This is a genomic window from Fulvivirga kasyanovii, from assembly GCF_009711405.1.
GTDB classification, from domain to species: Bacteria; Bacteroidota; Bacteroidia; order Cytophagales; family Cyclobacteriaceae; genus Fulvivirga; species Fulvivirga kasyanovii.
This window is the reverse complement of the sequence record NZ_SMLW01000635.1, coordinates 6,358-31,216: the sequence shown is the minus strand read 5'-3', so window position 1 is coordinate 31,216 and position 24,859 is coordinate 6,358. Positions and strand designations below refer to the sequence as shown.

The 24,859-nt window shown below is 44.6% G+C and carries 23 protein-coding genes; 5 read left to right on the top strand and 18 right to left on the bottom strand.

The genetic code is table 11. The features are described from left to right. Positions 1 to 238 precede the first annotated feature (238 nt). Positions 239 to 1,375 (top strand): hypothetical protein, encoded by a 1,137-nt coding sequence (locus tag E1163_RS21995; RefSeq protein ID WP_155174624.1) that lies wholly within the window; start codon positions 239 to 241, stop codon positions 1,373 to 1,375. A gap of 74 nt (positions 1,376 to 1,449) precedes the next feature. On the opposite strand, the gene E1163_RS21990 is transcribed toward E1163_RS21995, so the two are convergent. From E1163_RS21990 to E1163_RS21940, 11 genes are all read right to left on the bottom strand, one after another. Further along, on the bottom strand, positions 1,450 to 1,872 hold the full coding sequence (locus tag E1163_RS21990; protein ID WP_155174623.1) for a hypothetical protein: 423 nt from the start codon (positions 1,870 to 1,872) through the stop codon (positions 1,450 to 1,452). Positions 1,873 to 1,898: 26 nt separating this feature from the next. Then, positions 1,899 to 3,224: a hypothetical protein gene (locus tag E1163_RS21985; protein ID WP_155174622.1), complete on the bottom strand. Its 1,326-nt coding sequence runs from the start codon at positions 3,222 to 3,224 to the stop codon at positions 1,899 to 1,901. Between the two features lie 6 nt (positions 3,225 to 3,230). Then, entirely contained in the window at positions 3,231 to 4,136 is a 906-nt protein-coding gene (locus tag E1163_RS21980; RefSeq protein WP_155174621.1) for an AAA family ATPase, read from the bottom strand. Between the two features lie 448 nt (positions 4,137 to 4,584). Next, complete coding sequence (locus tag E1163_RS21975) at positions 4,585 to 5,079, bottom strand: hypothetical protein (protein WP_155174620.1); 495 nt, start codon at positions 5,077 to 5,079, stop codon at positions 4,585 to 4,587. A gap of 58 nt (positions 5,080 to 5,137) precedes the next feature. Beyond that, a complete protein-coding gene (locus E1163_RS21970) occupies positions 5,138 to 5,320 on the bottom strand; it encodes a hypothetical protein (RefSeq protein WP_155174619.1) in 183 nt (60 codons plus the stop codon). A gap of 236 nt (positions 5,321 to 5,556) precedes the next feature. Then, positions 5,557 to 6,870: a DUF3570 domain-containing protein gene (locus tag E1163_RS21965; protein ID WP_155174618.1), complete on the bottom strand. Its 1,314-nt coding sequence runs from the start codon at positions 6,868 to 6,870 to the stop codon at positions 5,557 to 5,559. A 9-nt stretch (positions 6,871 to 6,879) separates the two neighbouring features. Then, positions 6,880 to 7,092: a DUF4266 domain-containing protein gene (locus E1163_RS21960; protein ID WP_155174617.1), complete on the bottom strand. Its 213-nt coding sequence runs from the start codon at positions 7,090 to 7,092 to the stop codon at positions 6,880 to 6,882. Further along, complete coding sequence (locus E1163_RS21955; protein WP_246223829.1) at positions 7,092 to 8,075, bottom strand: FAD:protein FMN transferase; 984 nt, start codon at positions 8,073 to 8,075, stop codon at positions 7,092 to 7,094. The genes E1163_RS21960 and E1163_RS21955 overlap by 1 nt, the downstream gene beginning before the upstream one ends. Positions 8,076 to 8,078: 3 nt before the next feature. Beyond that, positions 8,079 to 8,516: a thioredoxin family protein gene (locus E1163_RS21950; RefSeq protein ID WP_155174616.1), complete on the bottom strand. Its 438-nt coding sequence runs from the start codon at positions 8,514 to 8,516 to the stop codon at positions 8,079 to 8,081. A 78-nt stretch (positions 8,517 to 8,594) separates the two neighbouring features. Next, positions 8,595 to 9,989 carry an outer membrane beta-barrel protein gene (locus E1163_RS21945; RefSeq protein WP_155174615.1) on the bottom strand — a complete coding sequence of 465 codons (1,395 nt, stop codon included), beginning with the start codon at positions 9,987 to 9,989 and terminating at the stop codon, positions 8,595 to 8,597. Beyond that, positions 9,982 to 10,542: an RNA polymerase sigma factor gene (locus E1163_RS21940; protein ID WP_343033916.1), complete on the bottom strand. Its 561-nt coding sequence runs from the start codon at positions 10,540 to 10,542 to the stop codon at positions 9,982 to 9,984. Before E1163_RS21940 ends, E1163_RS21945 begins: the two co-directional genes overlap by 8 nt. 160 nt (positions 10,543 to 10,702) lie before the next feature. Between E1163_RS21940 and E1163_RS21935 the strand changes: the two genes are divergently transcribed. The 4 genes from E1163_RS21935 to E1163_RS21920 are packed head-to-tail and all read left to right on the top strand — an operon-like array spanning position 10,703 to position 14,237. Further along, positions 10,703 to 11,311: an HD domain-containing protein gene (locus tag E1163_RS21935; RefSeq protein WP_155174614.1), complete on the top strand. Its 609-nt coding sequence runs from the start codon at positions 10,703 to 10,705 to the stop codon at positions 11,309 to 11,311. After that, positions 11,304 to 12,038, top strand: a complete 735-nt coding sequence (locus E1163_RS21930; RefSeq protein WP_155174613.1) for a glycosyltransferase — start codon at positions 11,304 to 11,306, stop codon at positions 12,036 to 12,038. The genes E1163_RS21935 and E1163_RS21930 overlap by 8 nt, the downstream gene beginning before the upstream one ends. Beyond that, positions 12,031 to 12,675 carry a lipid-A-disaccharide synthase N-terminal domain-containing protein gene (locus E1163_RS21925; RefSeq protein WP_155174612.1) on the top strand — a complete coding sequence of 215 codons (645 nt, stop codon included), beginning with the start codon at positions 12,031 to 12,033 and terminating at the stop codon, positions 12,673 to 12,675. Before E1163_RS21930 ends, E1163_RS21925 begins: the two co-directional genes overlap by 8 nt. Further along, on the top strand, positions 12,672 to 14,237 hold the full coding sequence (locus E1163_RS21920) for an ArnT family glycosyltransferase (protein ID WP_155174611.1): 1,566 nt from the start codon (positions 12,672 to 12,674) through the stop codon (positions 14,235 to 14,237). Before E1163_RS21925 ends, E1163_RS21920 begins: the two co-directional genes overlap by 4 nt. Before the next feature lie 1,048 nt (positions 14,238 to 15,285). Here the strand turns inward: E1163_RS21920 and E1163_RS21915 are convergent. The 7 genes from E1163_RS21915 to E1163_RS21885 form a co-directional block, all read right to left on the bottom strand. Then, the gene (locus E1163_RS21915) at positions 15,286 to 16,608 is read right to left on the bottom strand and encodes a hypothetical protein (protein ID WP_155174610.1); all 1,323 of its coding nucleotides are present in this window, start codon (positions 16,606 to 16,608) and stop codon (positions 15,286 to 15,288) included. Positions 16,609 to 16,623: 15 nt separating this feature from the next. Continuing rightward, positions 16,624 to 17,160, bottom strand: coding sequence for a carbonic anhydrase (locus E1163_RS21910; protein WP_155174609.1), 537 nt, complete (start codon positions 17,158 to 17,160; stop codon positions 16,624 to 16,626). Further along, positions 17,157 to 18,752 carry a SulP family inorganic anion transporter gene (locus tag E1163_RS21905; RefSeq protein ID WP_155174608.1) on the bottom strand — a complete coding sequence of 532 codons (1,596 nt, stop codon included), beginning with the start codon at positions 18,750 to 18,752 and terminating at the stop codon, positions 17,157 to 17,159. Before E1163_RS21905 ends, E1163_RS21910 begins: the two co-directional genes overlap by 4 nt. 32 nt (positions 18,753 to 18,784) lie before the next feature. Further along, positions 18,785 to 20,653, bottom strand: a complete 1,869-nt coding sequence (locus E1163_RS21900; RefSeq protein ID WP_155174607.1) for a proton-conducting transporter transmembrane domain-containing protein — start codon at positions 20,651 to 20,653, stop codon at positions 18,785 to 18,787. Between the two features lie 5 nt (positions 20,654 to 20,658). Then, positions 20,659 to 23,142 carry a YbcC family protein gene (locus tag E1163_RS21895; protein ID WP_155174606.1) on the bottom strand — a complete coding sequence of 828 codons (2,484 nt, stop codon included), beginning with the start codon at positions 23,140 to 23,142 and terminating at the stop codon, positions 20,659 to 20,661. A gap of 100 nt (positions 23,143 to 23,242) precedes the next feature. Continuing rightward, positions 23,243 to 23,662: a hypothetical protein gene (locus tag E1163_RS21890; protein WP_155174605.1), complete on the bottom strand. Its 420-nt coding sequence runs from the start codon at positions 23,660 to 23,662 to the stop codon at positions 23,243 to 23,245. 192 nt (positions 23,663 to 23,854) lie between these two features. Continuing rightward, positions 23,855 to 24,739 carry a c-type cytochrome gene (locus E1163_RS21885; protein ID WP_185156173.1) on the bottom strand — a complete coding sequence of 295 codons (885 nt, stop codon included), beginning with the start codon at positions 24,737 to 24,739 and terminating at the stop codon, positions 23,855 to 23,857. Between the last annotated feature and the right edge of the window lie 120 nt (positions 24,740 to 24,859).

Here is a 24,859-nt window from a genome sequence, read left to right as displayed (position 1 = left end):
CTTTATAATTTTTTGTTTGGCATGCCGGTATCCCCAGAAAAAAGATCAGGCTATCCCCTGGTTTCCATGATCTTCCAAATAACAAATCTGCAAATCTGCACTCAAAAATTGCCGCTCAAATAAATTGATATAAAGCGCAAGTAACTTCCTTTTCTTCATCCACGTTCATTTGCTCTGTTCTCCACCAACAACAATCCATGTCAAAAACTCTAAATAACCGGAGAGCAAAAACCCCATTATGAAAACAACATTTAAAAAGTATGCCGGGCTGATGGTATTAGCCGGCATGCTTGCTTGTAGCGAGGATGACACACTGGTGGATACTCCTCAGAATCCTGTTAAAGTGACCCTTTCCGAAGACATAACCATTGATGAAGGTTCTGGTTCTGTTGATGTTGTATTGCTTCTGGACAAGGCAGCTACAAGGCAGGGTAAAATTTACCTGTCGGTTCCGGCCGATATGGATAAGTATTTGCAAACCGAAACTTTGGATGGGAAAGTAGTGGTTCCCGTGGTAAAGGGACAGTCAGCATCACAGTTCAGCCTTACGATAGTGGACGATAATATTCACTCTGGAAACTTATCACACATTTTCCAAATTGTAGAGGCTTCGGAAGGTTTTTCAATCGGTGACAAAAGTCGGATTACCATTAGCATCACTGACAATGATAATGATCCTGTTGATCCTGTCGAGTTACAGGGTTTGCCCAAATCGTATGAAACCTTTGCAGGAAGCTGGAGGTCAAAGAAAACCTATGAGTACAGTGCATCAGGACTGATAAGCAAGGTCTACTGGGAAACGGAAACCCCGGCTTTGCGTACAGGCACCGAAACCTACTACTATAACACAAACAATCAAATTGTAAGAGTAAGCAGTACCCTGGGTTATGACACTTACTTTCTCTATGAGAACGGAAGGGTAAACCGATCTGAGAAAATAAAAGATGAAGTGGTAGAAGCATACAGTTTGTACGACTATGATGCTGCCGGCAACTTAGGGGGCATGGTGACTTATCACTTACAGGAGAACGGCGATTATATGGAGGGCTTGCTTCACTTGTACCTGTTTTACGACAATAAAAACATTTACAAGCACCAGGTCTATACCAAAGATGCCAGCTCGGAAGACCATCTATTGCTTTCTACCAGGACCTACGACAGCTACATTACAGCGCATGACAATCCCTTTCCGATGATAGAAGTAATTCCGGGTGTGAAGATGCAGCCTAACCTGCCAACTATCTACCGACATGAAGAAGGCGAAGCTGACCTTGCTTACTCCCTGAGCTACACATTTAATCCTGATGGATATGTAACTGAACGGGCAGTAACATCCTCAAGCGGAGGAGAGGTTACTTATTATGAATGGTATTGATCATCAATAACTTTAAAAGGTGCTGCAAAAGTTATTTATCAGACTATTTTGCGGCACCTTTTGTTATTTTGAATTCAGATTTTTGCCGCTTTATCCCCTGCACCTTTCAGCACTAAACCGATACCCGCCAGCATTCCAAGCCCAAATGATACTAACGACAGTCCATAAAAGCTAAAGGCATGAAACTGTATAGCTGCGCCTAATAATACGCTGGCACCAAGTACCAAAAAGAAGAAAGAGCAAAAATGAATGAAAGATAACGGTTTGCTAATGGTCAACGGGTTGTCGTTCCATGTAGGTTTGATGATTTCCCTCCTTAAAATTTTACTGCTTACCCTCGCGGTCAAGAACACGGAAGCAAGCCCAAATATGAAAAGCATAAAAACCATAGCCGGATTTTGCTGTCCCGGTACGCCTACGGGGCTGAGGAGATTAGGCAGAAATAACGCAGCAAGAATAACAGCTTTTATCTTACCCGTTCTGTTCCAGTTTTTCATGGTAAATTAATTTATTCCAATTCAAATTACCCTTCGGTACTTTTTGCATTCATGGCTCTAACGGCACGCTCTATTCCTGCGGGTGTGAGCGGAAACATGGGCACCAGTTGCTTCATAACCTGAATGGTATAGGTATGAGGCCAGTACTTTAAGGGTTCAGGGTTTAGCCAGACACTTTTTTTAAACTTATGCACTATGGCCTGTATGTTCTGTATACTTACCGAGTTCAGCTCGTAGGGAGCCATGGCCGAATCTCCGATGAAGAATACCCTGTAAGCTTTGTTGTGCATCAAAAGCCTTTCTACAGGTATCGATTTGGATCGGCGCTCGTCTATATAAACCCTGTCGTAAATAGTATTGTGGAAATAGTAAACTTCAAGGTCATGAGCGAAGCGCGTTCTCATTTTCCTGAAAAGGTTTTGCACGCTTCTTACATAAGGGGCCATCGAATAGCCACCATTATCAATCAGTACTATAACTTTTAACTCCTCGTTTTTCTCACTGGATAGCTCAGGGATAAACAATCCTCCCCTTTTCAAGCCCGACTTGATGGTTTGAGGTACGTCAAGTTTCTCGATGGCGCTTTCTTCGATCACTCCTTTGATGGAGGCAAGGGCAGCATCCACATTGTCATCATTGAGCAATGTATCTCTGTCGATTGGAAAGTAATTTTTATCTCCCATTACCTTTCTGGCCATTCTTCCTCCTCCCTGTCCGCCAACACGGATACCATTTTTGGCCGCTCCTCCATGTCCGTACGGCGAAATGCCTCCGGTGCCTATCCAATGGCTGCCTCCCTGGTGCCGGGTTCTTTGCTGCTCCCGTACTTTCTCCATGCGTTCGAGCAGCTCTTCCAGCGACAGGTCAGAGTAGTCGGCCATTTTATCCAGCACCCGTTCTGCGGGTTCGCTGTCATCATCCAAAGGGTCGCTGTCCACCTGGTCAGGGTTATCCTTGTCCCAGATTTCCTTGCCCGATATCACTTCCTTGATGTCATAGCTCGTCAGATGTACCTGGTCTAAAAAGGTATTGACCAGCTCCTCGTCAGTAAAGTCTCGGTCAGCCTCATCTAAAAATTGCTTTCTCCATGCCGCAAAGGTCTCAGAGCGAAGAATGGCATCTTCGAGTGTTTGCCCCGGCTTGATGGGTATGTAAAGGAAATATTCATAATAGGCCTTGGTGAACGGGCCGATATCTGACGGTTCTTTGACTACAATTCCCTTCAGGACATTATAAACGTCTCCCAATGTTTTGATCAATCCTTTTTGCATAGCCTTTCTCAGCAAAAGCAATGTCCGCACATCGGCTTTTAAGCCATGGGATCGAAATTTTTCAGGCAGGGAACTTAGCATATCTAATTAATTTAAACCTCCAAATGTGGCATTGTTGGCCCCAAGCATACGGCTGACCCTTTCCATATCGGTTTGTGTTTTGATCAACGCTCCTATGCCTTCGAGCCCTTCAATCTTCTTTACGGCTTCTTTAGGGGCAATGTCGCCCATGTATTTCAGCCAGTTGAGTATTTCACGGGTAGTAGGTGCCCTTTCCAGTCCCAATCTTCGCAAATGATAAAATACATCCAGTGCCACACGCACCACTTTCTCATCCATACCCGGGTGGTGTTTTTCAATGATCTTTGCCATTACCTCTTTGTCCGGGAAGTCAATATAATGGTAAATGCACCTTCCCTTAAAGGCGGTGGGCAGCTCCTGCTCCCGGTTGGAGGTGATCACGATGGCAGGCATATCTTTTTCTGAGGTTTCAATGATCTCGCCCGACTCCGGCATAATGAACTTGCGGTGGCTTAAAGCATATAGCAGGTCATTGGGAAATTCCCTGGGTGCCTTATCAATCTCATCGATCAGCAATACGGAGTTGGGTTTGCTGTAGGCTACTGCTGCCGGCCCTTTTACCACATAGTCGGCAAGTGTTTCCGGGTTGCGCTCACCGGTAGTAAGCTTGCTTGCCAGTCCTTTTTCCTCGCGTTGGGCATTGAGGATCTCAATTTGTGAGTCTCTCAAATATTTAACGTGGTCAAAACGAGCCACAAATTGCTCGATGTTGCTTTTTGACCCTACGGGGTATACCTCCAGGTCAAGCCCACGGTCTTTTGCATAGTGTATCGGAAGGTCTGTTTTACCGGTTCCGGGCTCGCCTTCTATCAATAGCGGCATGCCAAGTACCCGTGCCATATGAAAGGCCTGGGCCAGTGCCGGGTCACATAAATATTTATCTGATCCTGTCCAGTGAGATGTTTCTGCCATAGTTATGTTAAACTGCTTGCTGAATTTTTAGTTCATTTTTAATAGGCAAATATCCGATTGTTTGCGGGAAGTGCAAAGATTGGGGGTTGAGAGGTTACTGCATAGGCATCATTGGCAGGACGGGTTAGGTTGTTTGTGAGAAATGAGATATGATGGACACAGCAACGGGGACAGGATCAATAAAACAAAGTTTTTCATCCATTTTCTAACCCAAAGCTATAAACTTGTGCCACGAAAGCATTTTAAATTGTCATAATCTATAATTTAAGAACAGAAAATATTGGGGAGCATACGGATGAAAGTTCCGAGACCTTTCTAAGTACTGCTTAGAGTGTGTTCGCAGTGACTCCCTATTTTTCACTCACCAAGATCATGGCCTTTGCTCCAATATGAATTGAGCAGACAAAATCAATCTGTTAAACAATTTACAATTAAAACGCCATTCCAATCAAAATGAAATAGCTTTCAATTTGGAGATCAGCCAGATAATAAAAAGTGAGTGCAGAGCGCTACAGCCTATTACGACCAGAACCTCTTTATAACCCCACGATCTGGTAGCCAATAAAACAAATAGCAGGAGCATGATGATGGTGACCCCGGCGGGAAAACCATATAACATAGGAATACTGCTACTGGATTTCAGGATGTAGTATAGCGGAAGTATTAAAATAAAATAAATCGGAATACCTGCCACGGCAAACATGCCCCACATTTCAAACATCCCTTTAAAGTCCATCGGTTTATGCTGAAAAAAGACCTCAAACAGGTGTGTGAAAAAGAAAATAGCTAAGGGGACTACCAATATTGCCAAGACAAAGGCGGCAACAACCTGCCATTCGCAAAAGTAAAGGGCTATCAGCACCGGAATCAAAATGACTATAGGGCCAAGGATATTCATGGAAGAATTTTGTGGTTTGGTTTTAAGAGGGGTAAAATCAGGCATTTATGGCCTTTTGAGATTTGAGATTAGAAAACCTTCTCGATTCTACTCTAAGCGCACATCAGGCTTTGTTGGCTGTATTAAACTTACCTCTGATAAATGACAGAGCCATTAGCCCTATCCCCGCTCCCATTAAAGCTCCATGGATGGAATCAGGTAAAACAGCATAATGATTGACAATTTGCGCCATAGCAATAACAAAAATTCCAACGGGCAATAATGCTCGGGTTTTTCTCTTCTGCATATCTGTATCTTTTATTTCATCCTTCCCCTTAAAGGTATGAAACATCTGCTGATTTGCATTCCGAAGCATGGTGAATGGTTTTTTATACGCAGCAATGGGGCTACTTAGCTTAAATTGAAGCTGGTACTTTCTTTTGTATAACCTGCAGGCAATGTGATTATTCTCCCGGGGAAAACTTTAAGTAGAGGGGACGGGGTGCGATGGAAAAAACTCCAACACACCCCTCTGAAAGCTTATCAATCCACCACAAACTTTAAACCTCCGCTGATGAGGCCTGAGGTGAGGCCGGTGTTTCTTTTATAGTAGAGGTATTTCAGGTCAATGCTTTTCAAGCCGAACTTGCCCAGGTGGAATGAGGTGAAGATATCGGTATAGCTAACCCCAAAACCGTAGGCATTGGCATTGAACTCTGACAGGTCATAATCTGAAGTGTAGAATTCTTCTGTTGACAAATGCTGCTCATAGCCTGCGAAGTAGTCTGCCGCTGTCTGGTTATAGTAGCGATATGACGGGTAAAGTGTGAATTTATCCGTAACCTTCACGGGCAGTTCGATGCTTGCCGTGTTGGAGGTAATACCCCAATCATCGGTGTAGTAACGATAGTACGTGCGCATCACCAGCATTTGATTGATGTAGTAGTTTAAACGACCGCCTACGGCTACTTTAAACCTGGTGTCGGGTAGCCGCTCTATATCATCGGCCAATTGGAACCCTTGTATGAAAGAATCCTCCACATCACCAAAGTAGACCCTCTGGAATGGTGTTGACAACAACCCCTGCTGCTGTACCAGATCCAGGGCAAGCGAGCCTTGCAGGTTCCTGCTCAGGATTTGAGAGAAGCCGAAACCTATGGCATAGGAATTTCTCGTTTCACTGTCATGTGGTGTAAATGCCGGTGCATAGGCAGTATTGCCAGTAATGGTGTATTGGCTGAAAAAACCATCATTCAACCCATTGCGGCCAGGCGCAAAAGGCCTCAATTCGATAGGATAAAGTGCATTCCAGGTATCCATGTAAATATTGGCGGTAACGCTTACTTCAGTATTTTTCTCATTGAACAACATGGCATAGCTACCTCCCACACCAAACGACAGGTAATCGAACTCTGAAGCTACGGAGGCTTTGGCGGTCCATATTTTATTTCTGTCATCAGAGCTATGGCTATAACTGATGTTAAGGTTGGTCCAGGTGTCTCCGGATGAAGCGCCTGAAGAAGCCTGAAAGGCATTGGCATCACCGGAATCGTCAAAAGGGTTGATGTTGCTGGATGAGGCAGAGGTGTAGGCCGATATACCTGCGTCGATGGTCAGGACATCGTCGTCATTCAGGGGTAAGGACACTACTATGGTTGGGGTAAAATCGGTCAGTTTTTCTGTGCCTATACCTCCACTTACCGCTGCATTGTCACCGTCCTGGGTGTAATAGCTCGTCAGGAAATCCACCTCCGTAGTCTCAAGCACTCGTTTTTTATACACTGCGGTGGTATCCTGCTCTTGTGCGTATACCGAAACGGCAAAAAGTAAAATGGGTAATATTAATAAACGCTTCATAATCATCTTTTAATTACATCCACATCCTCCACCTGTCTTACCTCCGTTGGCCCCGGCTGCTGCCTCGCGATAAGACTGAAAATTCGTTTCAAACCGGTCTACCTTTTTGGTAGACAGCGCCATATCAGGATCGTTGATATTGATCTTGTCGTATTCCTTTACTGCCACGCAAGAACTCATAAAAAATGCTCCTGCTACGGTGGCTATAATTATTCTTTTCATTATTGTTTCTCTAGTTCAACATTTTCAGATGTATGTATATTTCCTTTGTCATCGATCAGTACGCATTCTATGCCGGGCAACTGGTTTATCCGGTCTATTCCGGTTTGTATACCCATCACAAATACGGAGGTGGCCAGTGCATCGGCAAGCTCTGCTTTGGGGGCTAACACCGTGGCACTTATGATGCCGGTGGCCGGATAGCCTGTTCGCGGATCTATAATATGGGTATAGCGTACGCCGTTAAATGTCACATACTTTTCGTAATCCCCGGAAGTGACAACGGCCCCGTTTTTAACAGGAAGCAGGGCAAATACCTTGTTCTTATTTAAGGGGTTCACGATGGCTACCTTCCAGTCTTTCCCGTCGGGCTGGCTGCCCCATGCGGACATATCGCCCGAAGCATTGATGATACCGGCCTGCACTCCTTTTGAAACCAGTAAAGCTTTGGCTTTGTCGGCTGCATATCCTTTGCCAATGGCTCCAAACCCGATCTTCATACCGGGCAGTTTCAGAAAGACCGTACTATTCTCCTGGTCCAGTATGATGTTTTGGTAGCCCACTTTAGCTACTGATGCTTTTATGTCTTCTGCATCAGGCATGGCGGTCATGCTGCCATCAAACTTCCATATTTTGTCCATGGAAGCATAGCTGATGTCAAAGGCGCCATCCGTCAGCCTGGACAGGCCTTGTGCCCTGGCAATCAGGTCAAAGAGTTCTTTATCTACACGGACTGGCTTAATACCCGCATTCCTGTTCACCTCGGAGGTTTGGCTGGCAGGGTCCCACGAGGAGATCAGTTTTTCTATCCTGCTGATCTCACCCACGGCCATATCAATGTAGCCATTACCTTCAACAGAATCAGTAGCTACAACCGAGATATCAAAGCGGCTACCCATTAGCTTCACCGTGCGCTGCCATACCTGCTGCGCGTGGGAAGTAAAAGATAGCAAAAGTAAAAAGCCCGGAAGCAGGTAAGTTTTCAACGCTTATTTTTGAAAAGAGTCCAACAAATCGATATACTCCTTTGGGGTCATTTTTTTGTATCCGGTCTCTCCCAGCACTTCTCCGCCTTCATCCAGCACCACCACGAAGGGGAAGTAGCCATTTTTATTATATTTTTCTGCCAGTTTGCGGTTATGTTCCTGTTGCTCCAGTGGCAATGCATTTTGTTTTTTCCGTGGAAAATCGGCCTGCAACATCACATAATGATCTTTGGCGTAGGCCTGAAATTCTTCCGTACTCCACACATCCTTATCCAGTTTTATGCATGGGGCACACCAGTCAGAACCCTGAAATACCAGGATAATATTTCGGCCTTCTTTCCCGGCCATGGCCTTTGCTCCTTCAAAGTCGGTCTGCCACTCCTGGGCTTTGGCCACAAAAGCCGCCCCTACCAATAATATGATTAAGATTACTTTATTCATTTTTTCTCCTTTTACTGTAAATCACGCACCATTCATGATTTTGGTTGGTAACAATTGTAACAAACGCAATTTAAATCCTTAATTGACCCTGAATTTCAATGCAGTCCTCACTCCTACCATAGCCAGTTCGCTTTTCTCCATGCCCAGTTTGCCTATGCCTCTGCTGTAGAAACCTGAGAGTTGTAGTATAGAGTGGTTTTTCAGTTTCTTCTCAATACCTAAACTAAAATCCATTGTACCGGTGTAGATCTTGCCATCATCAAAATGTTTGGAGGCTTCAATATCCACTGAAAAATCATTTTCCTGGGAAGAGTACTTATATTCATATTCATACTCAAACTGCTGAAGCAGATGCATTTGGGGTGACGCACCTATCGATGCAAAAATATAGCGATCACGCGCCACGGGGTAATAGTATTTTAATTGTACAGGGACGGATATGGCGTGAGTACGCTGCTCTATTTGTTGCAATTTTCCTATATCTTCATTCAGGCCGGGGTAAGTAGCCAGCTCATCTCCCAATTGATCCGGGTTATTAACCGTATAGCCCGTATAGGAGTATTTGGCCCCGGTCTCTACCCTGAGCGATGGCGACAATATAAACTCTGCCTTGATGCCTGCTGCTAAGCCGGGGTGACCTGAGCCACGATCAGAGGAAAGCTTCAAAAGGTCTACTTCAGGGCCATACTGAAAGCCTATACCTTTCATACGTTGCTTTTCGATATCCCGGAGTACTTTGACAGAAAGCTGTTGTTTTTTATGTTTATCCAGTGTTTTATGTTCCGGCTCCGTAATGTCTACAGAGGCAAGCACAATGTCAGAACCGTTAAATACCGCGGGTGCATCATAACCTTTGCGGGTTACAAACTGCGCATCTTCCTGATTGTGATATTGCAGGTAAACATGTTCATCATCCCCGATGTACGCGAGGTTGTATTGGGCCAGGAAATCTTTAACCTCTGTGGATATTTCATCAACCTTTCCTAATCGCACATCCTCTCTTGGTGTATAATACTGCCCTCCCTCCATCGGTTTATGGTATGCGGTATTCATGGCTTTCAGTCCTCCATATGATGTCTGCCCATAGACTGCGCCGCCAACAAACTCTTTATAAACATAGACGGTATCCGTCTTAAATTCGGTCACTGTTTCTGCCCTGGTCAACCGGAGGGTTTCGTAGTCGCGTTTCAGCTTTTCATAGTTACCCATATCCTCTTTCAGCTCCTCAATGCTTGCCATTAACTCCTGGTCGCGTTGACCCTGAAAATAGGCAAACAGCCCAAAATTCAACAGGCTGATCAGCACTATTGCAGCAGCATAACCCGCGGCTTTTTTGTAGGGAGCATACCAGGGTTGGTAAGATACCCCTGCCATCCGTGCGTGCAAGCCTGCCAGTGCGTGCTCATCATACTGCTCGTCACGAAAGTTTTCTACCTTCTCCCTTATTTTTTTGTCAAACTTATTGTCATCCATGTTTCTGACCTTTAATACCTCTCATTTTGCTGATTGCCAACTGTAGTTTTGTACGTGCCACTGATAAATTGGATTTGGAAGTACCCACGCTGATGTTAAGCTTTTTTGCTATCTCTTCATGCTTGTAGCCTTCTATTACATAAAGGTTAAAAACCATTCTGTAAGAGGGGGGCAAGTCCTGAATGAGTCCGATAATCTCTTTTTCAGAAATATCGTCCAGCACATCCTCGTCCGTATGCTCGAGATTTGCGTAAGAGATGTCCACACCGTGATAATGTTTTTCATTTCTCCTGTAATAATCGATGGAAGCATTGATCACGATCCTTCTCAGCCACCCTCTAAAGGATAATCCTGGCGTGTACTTATCAAGATTGGTGAATACTTTAAAAAAAGCATCGTTCACAATCTCGATAGCCTCTTCCCGATCTCTGGAATACCTCAGCGCTATACTCATAGCATAGCTGTAAAACTCCATATAGAGTTTATCCTGTGCAGATTTTTTCCCTCTTCTGCAGCAGTCTATTAATTCGTAAAAGCTCCTGTTTTCTTCCACTTTTTTTGTCGGTATCGTCTACACGCAAGGTATGTCATAAAGGTTGGTTGAAACAGAACGTGTATCACAGGAAAATTATGATTGTTGTCACATTGAATTTTTCACACCACCGTACCAACCCCTTTCAAACTTTCTGCGTGATGACAAAAAGGTTAAAAAAGTGCTAAAGTCTGATATACTAACAAAAGTAGAAGCTTATGTTCGTGCGCTCTTCAAAGAGCAGCAAAGTCATAAACTCATATTCCATAACCTTGGCCATACCGAGATGGTGGTTAATGCCTGCGATGAGATAAGCCAGGGTATGCAGCTTAATAAAAATGACCGGGAGGTTTTACTGATTACGGCCTGGTTTCATGACACCGGCTACCTGTACACCTATGCCGGCCATGAGGAAAGGAGTAAAGAAATTGCCTATAAATTTTTATCCGCAAACAATTATCCACAATCAAAGATCAACAGGGTATTGAACTGCATCAGCGTTACCCAATTGGATGCAGAACCTCATGATCTGTTAGAAAAGGTTATTTGCGATGCAGACCTTTATCACCTCTCCTGCAGAAATTATTTTCAGCTATCCAAGAAACTAAGAAAGGAATGGGAACTCATTTTCGAAACGAAGGTAAGTGATGACCAGTGGCACAGGCAAAACCTGAACTTTCTACACCAGCACAACTACTGCACTGCTTACGCCAGGAATCACCTGGAAAAAGGCAAACAAATGAATATTAAAAAGAATATCAAGGCACTGGAGGGCCTGCGCCATGCCTGAATACCAGCTTACCATAGTGGTACCGGTGTATAATGAGGTAGAAAGCCTGCCTCGTTTCAAAGAAGAAATGGACAAATATCTGACTCAAACCCCGGTGGCTTCTAAAGTGCTTTTTGTCAATGACGGGTCTGATGACGGAAGCCTGGAGCTGATTAAAGATATTTGCCACGGGGAAGGAGCCGAACATTACTACTATGTATCCCTTGAAAAAAATTGTGGGCTCAGCGCTGCCATTAAAACGGGTATTGACCTCTGCGACACACAATACCTGGGGTACATTGATGCTGACCTACAGACTTCTCCCAGCGATTTCCTTAGATACTTTGAACATCTCAACGGTTGTACTCTGATTAACGGCATCCGCTCTAAAAGAAAAGATACTGTTATAAAAAGGCTCTCTTCCAAAATAGCCAACGGGTTCAGGCGCCTGATGATCAATGACGGTATAGCCGATACCTGCTGTCCGCTGAAGCTGATGCAAACAGATGCTGCCAAAAAGCTTCCCTTCTTTAAAGGCATGCACCGCTTCATCCCTGCCCTTATACAACTTCAGGGTGGTGAAGTAAAGCAGCTTGAGGTGCAGCACTTCGAAAGGTATGCAGGTACAGCAAAGTTCCATTTGCTCAACAGGCTTGCAGGCCCCTTCATTGACACCCTGGTATTTGTCTGGATGAGGAAAAAGAACATTCAATATAAAATCTCTGAAGTGGAATTGGTGCATGAATAATACCTGGATATTCACCATCGGATTTATAGCTCAGGGGTTGTTTTCGGCCCGGCTGATCGTCCAGTGGATCAGGTCTGAAAAAGCCGGAAAGGTACTTTCGCCTACATTATTCTGGCAGTTGAGCCTGATCGCATCTTTTATGTTGATCATCTATGGTGTACTAAGAAATGATATTGTCATCATCGGGGGGCAATTGATCTCCTATTTTATTTATATCCGCAACCTGCGCTTTAAAAATGCATGGAGGCACCTTCCTGTTTGGTTCAGGGTAAGTACACTGGCCAGTCCGGCTATAGCATTGTGTTACTTGTTGCTCAACAAACAGTTTCATTTCCACGCACTGCTCAACAACCCTGAGATCTCTTTTCCATTAATGGTCTGGGGTTCTGCCGGGCAAATCATATTTACCTTTAGGTTTGTTTATCAATGGCTGCATTCGGAAAAAATGAAAAAATCGGTGCTGCCTCCAGGCTTTTGGATCATCAGCCTCATCGGCTCGCTTATGATCATAACCTATGCCATATTCCGGCTCGACCCGGTGCTTATTGCCGGACAGCTTTTTGGAGCCATTATTTATTCCAGAAACCTGTACATTCATTATAGATTAGCACCCAGGAAAACCCAGGCTTATTCATGATTCCCGGCAAACCGTATCATAAACCTCTGCTATTAGGGATTTGTATCATTTTATTTTTTACACACCTGGCAGAAGTCTCGCCCCCTACGATCATGGAGGCGCGCAACTTTATCTCTGCCCGCGAAATGCTGGAAAGTGGCAACTGGATGATCCCTACACTGAATGGCCAAACCCGGATAAGAAAACCACCTCTACCCACCTGGCTCACCACTGCCTCAATAGCTGTAGCAGGCAACCCCAACAGCCTGATGGCCCTGCGCCTACCGGCAGCTTTGATCGCTACGGTCATGGTCTTTTTTCTCTACGGCCTGGTAAAAGATATTTTTCAAAACAGCCATATAGCCTTTTATTCGGCTGCTGTTCTGGCGTCATGCTATATGTTTATAGAAGAAGCAAAAACGGGTGCCTGGGACATCTACTGCAATGCCTTTATGCTGGGCGCCATTTGGATGCTCTATCGTGCTTCAAAGCATAACCTTTTAAAATATTGGATTTTAGCCGGCATATTCATGGGGCTATCTTTTATGAGCAAAGGGCCTGTATCATTTTATGCATTGCTACTCCCTTACCTTTTAGCCTTCTTTTTGAGCAAACATAAATTTGAACGTCCGGCCTGGGGTGGTGCGGTTCTTTGCATACTTACCATGTTACTGATCAGCGCTGTCTGGCCTCTTTACCTGTACCTGAAAATTCCGGATATTGCCACGCAGATCGCCGGGGAGGAAAGCGGTGCCTGGATTAACCGGCATAACAGACCGATCTGGTTTTATCTGCACTTTCCATTGTTTACCGGTATCTGGGCTTTTGCTACTTTATTTGCCTTTTATAAGTTCAAGGCATTGCAGAGGATGTTCTCTGCCAAAGGCATGAAACTGGTGCTCTTCTGGTTTTTATTCACTTTGTTTTTGCTTTCGGTTGTTCCCGAGAAAAAGGAAAGGTACTTTTTGCCCGCTCTGCCTCCTTTGGCAGTGTTGATCGGAGCTTTGATTTCGCATCATATAGAGTTGTACCGAAGAGGTAGGGGTACGGATAAAGCCTCGCACATATTTGTCTACGTGCAGGCAGTGCTGTCACTTATGGCTACTTTGGGCATTATTTTAATTGCGTGGCAGTTTGGGGTAAAAATAAACGAATTGGGTATTTCCTTTTTCATTTTTATTGCCCTGGCTGGGCTGGCTATAGCTGCTGCCGCCGTAGTGGCTATATGGAGGAAAAAGGAATGGGTTTATCCGGTGTCCCTGTCCACTGTATTATTTTTCAGCATTGCCATATGGCCTTTAATTCCGAGGATCAAACAAGACAATCCATCGTATCGCGATCTTAGGGAGGTGAGGGAAATATCAGCTTTTAATACCAAACCTATTTACAGCACGGCACAGCTCAACCCGGTGCGGATCTGGGAAATTGGCAGCAAGGTGAATATGATCCATGATGCAGGAGCTGTTGAGGGTGACGCCGTGATTATTGCGGTCAAACCACTGACAGATGCAAAGGAGGTTTTAATATTCCATCCCAACCCGGACAATGAGCAGGAGGTGCTTTATTTTAATTTGGTGGAGTAGACTTTGGGGTTAAGTATTGAGTATTGAGAAGGGGGCAGAGAGTGAAGTTATCGGCGATCAGGGTTATAGTAATCGGTGAATGATGAATTGCGCACTAACTCCTCCGTGGAGAGAGGTGGCCAATGGCCGGAGGGAGTTCCGCACGTACTTATGAAACACCTTCTAATTTCGGGATTGCAGATGCTGCAAATAATTAAATTTCTACCCGAAAATTCGCAGAATCCTCTTCGAGAGACATCTGCTTGGAAACGATAAAATATTTAGTGATCGGCATTATAGTAATCGTGAATGATGAATTGCATACTAACTCCTGCCTGAAAAGAGGTGACAGAGCTAAATCGCGGCTTTACTAAACTTTGAAAGTTTGGTAAAGCTTAACTATTCAGACGTACTGGCATCAGTAATACCACCAAACTGCAGAAATCTCTCCCTTTCAGGGCTCGACCTTACTCAATTAATTAACAAAAGGCTACACCTTTTGCTGATAGATAACGCCCATTCAGGGCTGGATTTGCGTTTGTGTAGTATCGACCGAATCAGTATTCGGTGATCGGGTGCTTTAGTGATCGGTGACTGGTGAATTACGTACTAACTCCTCTCTGGAGGGAGGTGGCCAATGGCCGGAGGGTGTCACGCACGTGCTTATGAAACACCTTCTAATTTGGATTACGGATGTTGCAAACAATTATATTTCTATCCAAAAATTCGCAGAGTCCTCTTCGAGACATCTGCCTGGAAGAAAAGATATAAGGCATTATTCAATTCAAAGAAAAACCATGCCTGGCTAAGCCGTTGTACTGTTATTATTCAACAATACGAACTCGGATTGGATCAGATGCTATCAACACCAAGAGACAAGTTATGGGGCAGTGACGCCAGGCAGGTCTTTACTTTTGTTTTGCAATGATAACAAATTAAAAAAGGTTGCTTAAAAACTCTTGTCCTTAATTCTGACCAGAGCATCTAAACAACCTCTTTTATAGTTATGCGTAGTGTTATTCTTCTGTAACCAACAAGTCTATAATTTGTTGGCGAAAAATTCAAATTTTTAAAAGCTCACCTGATACTGTAGTACGGCCATGCCTTTACGGGTATCTATTATATTTTCCCCGCCTTCATTTTCATAGGTTGGCCTGCTTTGGTACATAAAGCTCAGTTTACTACCATGTCCACCATGGATGAGGTAGTTGGCTCCCAACTCGTACATCACCATGCTGTCATCCAGGTAGTCATAGTCTGAGTACTGCAATGCGGCAAAAGGTTGTAATTTACCTCCTTCGCTGAGTATGTTTTTGCCAAAAAGATAACCGGCCTGTGCATAGATAGTATTTCCTGTACCAACCATGGGAAATGCACCTCCATAGCCTCCCACAGTAGCTCCGTTTGAGCCTGTAGCGGCATTGTTAACCCCAACATTCCTGACGTAGCCATGGCCAAAATCATAGTTGGTATAAGCGGCATATGCTGTCAGGGCTGTTTCATCTGTAAGTGGCGTGTCATAAAAAACATCCAGACCGAACAGCACCATGTCCTCGTTTACAATGTCTGCATTATTGTCCAGTGCCCACATGGCATCCTGCTGGTAGATAAAGCCTCCACCGATATTAAACACGCTTTTTTTGCCCAGATATGTACCGGCTTCATAAGGTGTAAGGTTAGATTCTTTATCCATAAGCATGTACTTAAAATAACCCTGAACCTGCTTTTGTGCCGGCTCATTGCTAAAGGAAAAGTCAGTGCCTGTAGGCTCCTCTGGGGCTCCTGAAATTGTCATGGGCTGGGTGATTGCTATGCGGTAGTCCAGTTTGCCTAGCTGACCTTTGGCATACACGCTCAGTTTTCTCAGAAACTGGTCATTGACACCGTTGGTTGCTTGCTGATAAAGCGGCGCATCCAGTGTCAAAATGCTACCCGTACTTGGTGAAGCATAGCGGTTTAAGCCACTCCACCCTGTAAGTCCGGCACCAAATGAGAGCTTTTCTTTATCAACTGCATATTCAATTAATGCATCATGAAAGAAGGCACCATCGTATTTAGGTGAATGAAAATTGAAGTTATTCTGACCAAACTGGGTGTAGAAAAATACTTTGTCACTCACCTGGGCAAATATCTGAAACCTGAGCCTGCGAATGCTAATGTCGCTGTAGCTGTCGGTTTCGTATCCGTTGATGGTGGTGCCCGGGTTCATTTGTGTGTTTCTCAGCCAGATCTGGCCCAGCCCTGAGAGTTTTACATAGCGGCTGCCATCTTCATTGAGCGAAAACACAACGCCTCCATTTTTTGGTTTTTCTTTTTCTGAGTTATCCTGCGCCCTCAAAAGCACAGAAACAAATAATAAGCATGCTATTAACAAAAAATGTTTTTTCTCCATTGGATCGGATTTTCTTTAATTCAGTTTAAAATTCAGATTTTCAAATAGGTCAAGGTCGGTCTCTTCAAGAAGATTAGGTTCTCTGTCATCAATAACTATCCCGGTCACTATTAGTTTATCCCTTTCGATTTTTTCACGGATATAAGGTATGCCGGAAAGTTTTTTGACCTGTAAAGCTACATGACGATGCATAAGATACCAACCACCGTCATGTAATCCGAAATTTAAACCTACCACCTCCCCGGCAAGGTCTTCTATATAGCTACGGGCTTCTTCCCACAACTTTATATCAGAAGCATCATCAATGAGGTGTTTGAGCACCTGACAATTCAGGTGCCCTACAAAAACGATCTGACTCACAAATTCCTTTTCGATACAATGCCTGAGATAGCTCATATCCTGCTCATTCTTTCCTGCTACTATTCCGCCAAACAAATTATGGATGATCAGGTTGTCATTACCAATAACCTCAGACACACTATAACAATCACTGCAAAAGATCATGATCGTTTTTTCCGTGAGCCGGTCGCAATAAGATTTTAAGTTGTTCATGCCCTGGCCAGTTTTTTGGTTGACAATGGATGATCAGACAAGGAGATATGATTTTCAAGCCCGATAATCTGGAAATTCCCTCCATTGCTGTTATATTCTTTGGCAAAGTGATCAATAAATGCCATGAATGAGTGGTCGATCAGCCGCGCTTCGCTTACGTCAAACTTAATGTCTGTTTTTTCCGGCAGGGTGACCAACATCTTTTTGAAGCCAAGCAAGTTAGAGAAAACGGCTGATTCAGTTACTTTGATCAAGGCCCCTTGCCCAATAAATACCACTTCATAATGGGCTTTAAACAGGCTCTTAACGGAAGCTCCGTTGATCAGGTGAAACACAAATTTAACCAGTATACCCGCGGCTATACCCATTAAGAGGTCTTCGGCCAGTGTAACGATTATGGTGGTCAGAAATATGACCAGTTGCTCGCGACCCACTTTGTAGGTGTGTACAAACTCTTTGGGAGATGCCAGCCTGTAGCCTGCAAAAATAAGCATGGCAGCCAGGGCTGCATTCGGGATCATTTCTATAACGGGGATCAGCAGCACCATAGCCAGGAGCAAAAACATACCGTGAAAGAAGTTTGACCATTTGGTTTTAGCACCGAACCCGATGTTGGCAGAGCTTCTCACCACTTCTGAGATCATTGGCAAACCGCCCAATAAGCCAGAGACAGCATTGCTGGCTCCCAATGCTTTCAAATCACCATCATAGTCTGACGCCCTCTTATACGGATCAAGGTTATCTACGGCTTTTACGGTAAGAAGCGACTCCAGGCTGTTTACAAACAGGAACATAAATACGTACTTCCAAAAAGTAAAGGTACCGATACCGGAAAAGTCAGGGCTAATGCTCAGGCTACCCCAGAAGTTGCCTATCTGAACCAGCGAATAGGCCGGTTCTGTACTTTTGAACCTCCAGTACAGGGAAAGCGGAACTGCAATGAGCAATACTACCATAGGGCCGGGTACTTTTTTCAGGAAGTTAACCTTAAGCTTAGGCAGGGTAAAAAGTATGACGAGGCCTATAAGCCCTACAATTGCTATGTTTAAATGTGCATGGGTAATGAACTTGGGTATATCCAGCAGCAATTCGATAGGTCCTTCGCCTTTGTATAGCGAAGGCTCATCGCCCAGCAGTACCGGTATTTGTTTGGCAATGATGATGATACCTATAGCTGCCAACATACCATGAATGGCCGAATGGGGAAAGAAGTCGCTCAATGAACCAAACTTCAAAAACCCGAATATGATCTGAATAAGTGCCATGACCACAATGGCAGCAGTGGCCATCTTCCAACCGGCTTCTCCTCCGCCAAACTCTATGATAGCGCCTGAACACACGGTGATCAAACCGGCAGCCGGCCCTTTGATAGTCAGCTCCGAAACTTTAAAGAAGCTGGAAAATATACCACCGACCATAGCGGTAAGTACTCCCATGGCAGCAGGAAACCCACTGGCCTTGGCTATACCCAGACTGAGTGGCAATGCTAATAGAAATACCAGGAACCCCGCAAGTATATCAGTTTTCCAATTCTCTTTTAGTCCCGCTAATCCACTTTTCGGAACTTCTATTCTCAATTGATTATTTTTCATTTTAATATTTTTAAAAACTTATGGATATTTTTTTATGATGTCAGGTCGGCTTGCTCGTGATATGTTCTCGGGTTAGCGCCCAGGAATACCCTGGCGTAAATCCTGATCAGAGCAATACCGTTGATAATAAAGGTAAGTGCCACCAGTACTGCCAATATGAGCTGGTCTTCATGCACATGTGTGAGTATCACGTCTTCTCCAAAAAATGTGGTAGTGATAGGGAAACCAGCCAGCCCCAGGCACGACATTAAAAAGATAAAAGCCGTTCTAGGGTACTGGCTCACCAGTCCATGAAATTGATTGAGGCCGATACCATGGTGCTCCATAGCCTTCACTCTGTGCAGGCAGATGTAACCAATAATACCGGACACTACCACTCCACTGAGGTACACGAAGGTTTCCCGGCCATCGAAATGATAGTTAAAAGATATACCCAGATCAATGAAGAAGTGGGCTATCACTATGCATAGCCAGGCCAACCGGGAGCTTGTCCGCTCATTGTATGATTTGATGACCATCAGCAGGGCTATGGCAGCAAGTATCGCCGGCAGGTATTGCTTCAGCGCACCTTCCACCCCATTAAAATAGGCCAGATCGAACCCAACCAGGCACATAGGTACAAAGACGTAGAGCACATTTTTAAGGGTAAGAAATCTTAGCACTGTACGCATTTTCTTCAATGGTTTAAAAAAGAAGGTAAAAACCACTGAATCCATGTGCCACTCTTTGATGGAGAGCAGATATACCGCATGGTTCAGTCTTTTCATGAAGGCATTTTCATGATACTTCCTTCTTGGCATATAGTTATAGAACTGCTCCCTGATCAGGTAGGTAACTACCGATGGTGAGGTCAGCAACTGGTAAGTGCGCAGAAATGAATTCCCTGCAAAGTGTATCAGCGCCAGCGTGTGCCATCCTGCCGCAATTTCAATGAATATGATACCGATCTGTGCCATGGAGGCATAGGCTATCTGGCTCTTTACCGTAGATTGTACTCGTGCGATAACGGAACCCAACACGGCGGTAATAAGCCCTACCACCACAATGAACACGTGTACAACAGGCTGGTGCTCCCAAAACGGAAAGGTACGCAGCAGTAAAAAAGCCCCGATATGCACGGATAGCGATCCATAGAAAATAGCGCTGGACGGCGTAGGCCCTTCCATTGCGCGTGGCAGCCACGCTGAAAACGGAAACTGAGCCGACTTGGCAGCAGCCGCAATCACGATCATCACCGAAATAAATATGCCTATGGCGCTGTGAGACTGTAGCACTTCATGCACCAACTCATAGTTATTGAGTTTCATGAAAGTGACGTTCTCATGCCATAGGTGGTGGCTCATCCACATCGCCAGTAATATGCCCACATCACCGATCCGGTAAATGGTAAATACTTTAAGTGCATTTTTTACAGGGAGATACCGCTTTCGGTAAAAGGCTATCAATAGGAACGATGATAACCCCAAAATTTCCCATCCTATAAACAAGGTCTCGAAATTTCCGGCCAGTACCGTAATATTGAAACCCAGATAGAAGAACAGCACGGTATTGAAAAAACGCTTGTAGCCTGACTCACGATGCAGGTAATAGCGACTGTAGATAGTTACCAGGAATGTTAAAATGGCTCCTACCATCAGGTAAACTGCTGAGACCTTATCAAAATAAAAATCAATGAAAAAGTCATAGCCCGGTGCCGTGTAAAGTGAAATATCACGAATGTTGAGTTCGGGCACCTGCCTCAGCACCCATACAGGTATAAATATCATACCTGCCAACAAAGTGCCTCCTACCGTACCAAAAGTAATATTGGAAATGATACTCTCCCTTTTGCCGGGAATAAACAAGCTGATAACAAACCCTGCCAGCGGGAGTATCACAAATAGATGAACAAAATTTTCCATAGCTATTAGTCAGTAATTAGTACCGGAATATTTTCCAGATAGTTTTCAATGAAGGAATTGGTGTCTCCTACCTTCTGCAAGGAGGCCCGCAATGGCTGATACTCTCTGAACTGGCCGTCAACAAACCTGTATATTTTTTCTGAACCAGGGTCTTTTACTGCGAGGTACACCCACTCATTGATAAACCATTCATAGGTTGCCGGATTGAGTTTTATGGTTTTCAATACCACCTCGGGATAATGCTCGACCACAAACATCAGCCGGATAGGGTCGTGAACTTCCACCATCTGGCTGGGCAGGCCGGGACGAAGGTCGCCGTCTACCCCATTGGCTACACCAAACAAACCCATCACATTGTGTGGCAGCTTAGTACCTGCCCCCAGCTTTTCGTTGTCAACCCGCGAGAAGTAGTACTCCAGGTTGATGCCTCCACATACCGGGGCAGCCGCATTGAGTATAGAAAGCAGGTGTTTCCCTTCCGGGTCTACTCTGTAGTCATACGAGTTCATGAAGGCTCTCCTATCCAAAAACACGTTTTTAGTAAGCACTCCCCTGCCGACAATGCACAATGAATTGGTAGCATGGTTAAGCTCCGGCCGGGGCTCAAATAAGGACACAGACCTCTTCTTTACCTCTTCATGAAGCTTTCTGATCGGCTTTTTGGTATTGACCGTATCAAACCTTCTGGAGCGCTCTTTGGCATTGAGCGACAAAGCCTTGCCGAAAACCACTTCGTTGATGTGGTGATTATCTTTTTGGCCTGAGGTAAGTTTTTCCTCATCATAAAACTCTATCTCATCGCGGGTGGTATCATGCATAGCACCAATAAACACTACCTCCTGCGGAATATCGAGACCATCTTTTTGCAACCGCTCCCTTACTGCGGGCAGGTTGGCCATGTACGAAAATACACGTGCATTAACCGCTCCGGGCCTGCCACAGCACGCACCACAATCGTAACCCGCATAGTGGGTATTGTTAACGGAGCTTGCCCCATGGCCTACTACATAAATTATCGATGCAAAATCTTTGACCAGTCCGATGCTGCGTAAAGTATTGCCTACCCGCCTGGCCATCTCCTCTACGGTGAAACCAACCTTCAACCCGTCCACTTCCTCTCCTTTGTATTCAATGGAAAGCCTTGAGTGCTTATCCATGTGCTGAAAAGAATAGGATGTAGCAGGTGTTACAGATGGTTTGAATATGTTGAGAAAAAGCTTTAGGGCAGACCAAAAACCAAGCGTCTGGGTGATCAGCCAGCCTTGGAGGGGCAGGTGCGAGCGCTTAGTGTAGTGCGGGTCTCTCTGGCGGCTGTTGCGCCTGGCCTCTTCCCTGATCAGGTGTGCAGGCGTTACCGGTGCCGGGCAAGCCTTGGTGTAGAACTTACTATGCTCAGGCTGAAAGAAAAACTCTACTCCGAAAAAGCCCGGTGTACCAAAAGTCTCCGCATCAGGGTCAGTCCTTTCAATATACCTTCTCAGTGAATACTCCCGGTCGTCGATACAAAAGAGGGCCTGAAAGCGCTTTCTATGATCGCTTTCGCGTGCCGAAGGCAGTGATATACTCTTAAGCACATCATCATAGTAGCTCCACTCGAAGGCTTCCTGCCACATTATCAATACCTCTTCCAACTCAGTAAATGGCTCAACCTGGAACAAGGGTTCTAAGGATTGTACCTGTGTACCCAAAGGCTGCCAGTCCCTACCGAATTTATTGTCAAGGGCATCAATCTCCAGTAACAGTTCAAGGCATATCAGGTCATGCAGCGTAATAGTTTTACTATCCAGTAATGTTTCCGGCTGTTGTTCTATTACCGACACTATACCTGACCATCCGGGGTGCGAGAATTGCTGATCAAAAAGGTATTGTTCAAACAGTGCCTCTTCCCCAACCAGTATTTGTAACAGGCCTTTGATGGTACACTGCCCTTCCATAAGCAGGTTTCGTGGCCTGGAGGTTTTGAAAATGCTGACGATCTCATTTTGCTCGATTTCCCGGAGTGAGGTTAGGAAACCCTTGCGTTCAATGGGAAATGCCCAGATAGAGATCCCCTGATCGAGATATGCTGACAGCAGCCTATAAAGAAAAGGATGCACGACCTTATCCAGGTTGATCATATAATTAGCTTTCCACTGCGCCCTGAGGTGCCCTACCCGGGAAGCAGCCATAGCGTTATAGCCATGCTGCAGAAGCTTTTCCTTCCATTCGGGAAATTTGCTTTCTCCTTTTTTCTGTTTAATCGTCCTGTCAAGAACATCTTCACGGATTTTACCTTCCTGATAAAGGTTCCTGAACTCTGCGAGGGATAAATAAGTTTTGTACCCAAATATTTGAGAAGCCTGGTGCAGGGCTTCGTGAAATTTTAAATGCTGAAAAGCATGTAAAGTGTTATGATGAACGAAATCCTTCAGCGATGCCTGCGCGGGCAGGTAATGCTTAAGTTTATGAAGGACATCATGTTCATCAAACAGACCCTTTATAGATTCCATTTGATTTTTACATCTGATTAAAAAATAGATTATGCCCGGTTTTGGGCGTGGCTATTGAAAGGCTCCTTTAAATCTTAAAGGAACCAGCCGGAAGGAAGTATCAGATAAGGAAATCTTTCCAGGAATGGAAAAGCACATAAAGAGGAACAAGAGTCTGATAATCAATGAATATCAGCCTAAGAAAATTAAATCTTAAAGATAAATGCTTTTGTAAAAGGGTCAGTTCATATAAGGAGTGACCGTGGACATTGATTTTATTAAAGTTTTCCTCTGTCTTGTTATCATCACTGTCTTCTTCCAGAGGAGGGTATTGAGGCGACTCAGCATCATGCCGGCTATCTGCAGAATGTGGATAGCTGATCCAAAGTTCATCGGAAGGGTAATCATCCCCTGATGTAATAACCTCTGAGGAAAAGTCCTGTCCGGTAGCAAAAGATTGACTATATCCGCCAAAAGAAAGAAGCAACACCAACATGAGCTGGATTGCACTAAACAGGGGATATATTCTCTTTTTAACCATTTTTTGCAGGTTCCTACAAGTATTGTTTCAGCTAAACTACTCCAACCAAGGACTCTTATTATATTTTCTCAGAGCTGGTCTAAGGCTGGAGAGCCTGATGGTCCACTCCGATTCATTCATAATCTTCAAAAGAAGTAACCTTGTAGTAAACGTAAAAATAACAGGAGTGATTTACAAAACACTAAATTAAAATCAGCTTTTTTTTCTGTTCAGCAAATAGCGGAAAAGTTTTACCATCAGGAATACGTGCAAAACTGCCCCGGCCAGCAGGAGGAGCATAGATGCTATAGTAAAGGTCATCTTATTGCTTTTCTTCATCGATTTATTGTCGATATCAAACTGCTGTACCTCCATTACAGCTTCTGTTTTTCTGCCGTTAACCCCGGCAACAGGTGGCGGGGATGCCGACTGGTATTCAATATAATCAAGTATAATATCTATGTCTTTATCGTCAAGAAAATCGAAGGGAGGCATTACCTGCATGTCATAGTTCTTAAACAGGCGCACAGCATAAGGATCTCCACTTTTGATCACTTCCTGTGAATTTCTGATAAAGCGTTTCAACCACGGCCTCGGCAGGCGCTTGGTTACGCTGCCCAGTGAAGGGCCTTCGCCATCTTTGCCTATAAAGTGGCAAATGGCGCATGAGCCGTTAAAAAGTTGCTCTCCCCTGCTGATATTATTGTCACTGTAGTTCATTTCTATATCGGCAAATGTTGGCCAGTCGCCTGTGGGTTTTTCCGATTCTTCTTTGAGGTAATACAGAATCGCCCTGATCTCTTGCTTTGACAGTTCATCAAATGAGGGCATCACAGTACGGTTGTACTCCTCAAAGAGGTGCCGGGCATATTCATCACCCGATAAGATCACTTCCTGGGAATTGGTAATAAAGGCTATGAGCCATTGTTCGCTATGCTTTTGGGTAATACTGGCCAGCATGGGGCCGAGCATTTCCTTGTGAACACTATGGCAGGTGCCACATTGGGTATTAAATATCATTTTACCGGTTTCATAAACTTCCTCCCTTTCCTGCGACTGTACGGCTCGTGCGGATAAAAACGCCAGAAGGATCGTCATGAAGTTTAAAAGGTGGTATGATTTGAGGGCAGTCATTATCATTCGCTATCATCTTTCAGTTTCTCATCGGGGATGTGCTGGGGTATAAAATCTTCTTTAGCACCGGGCTTGCTGTAATCA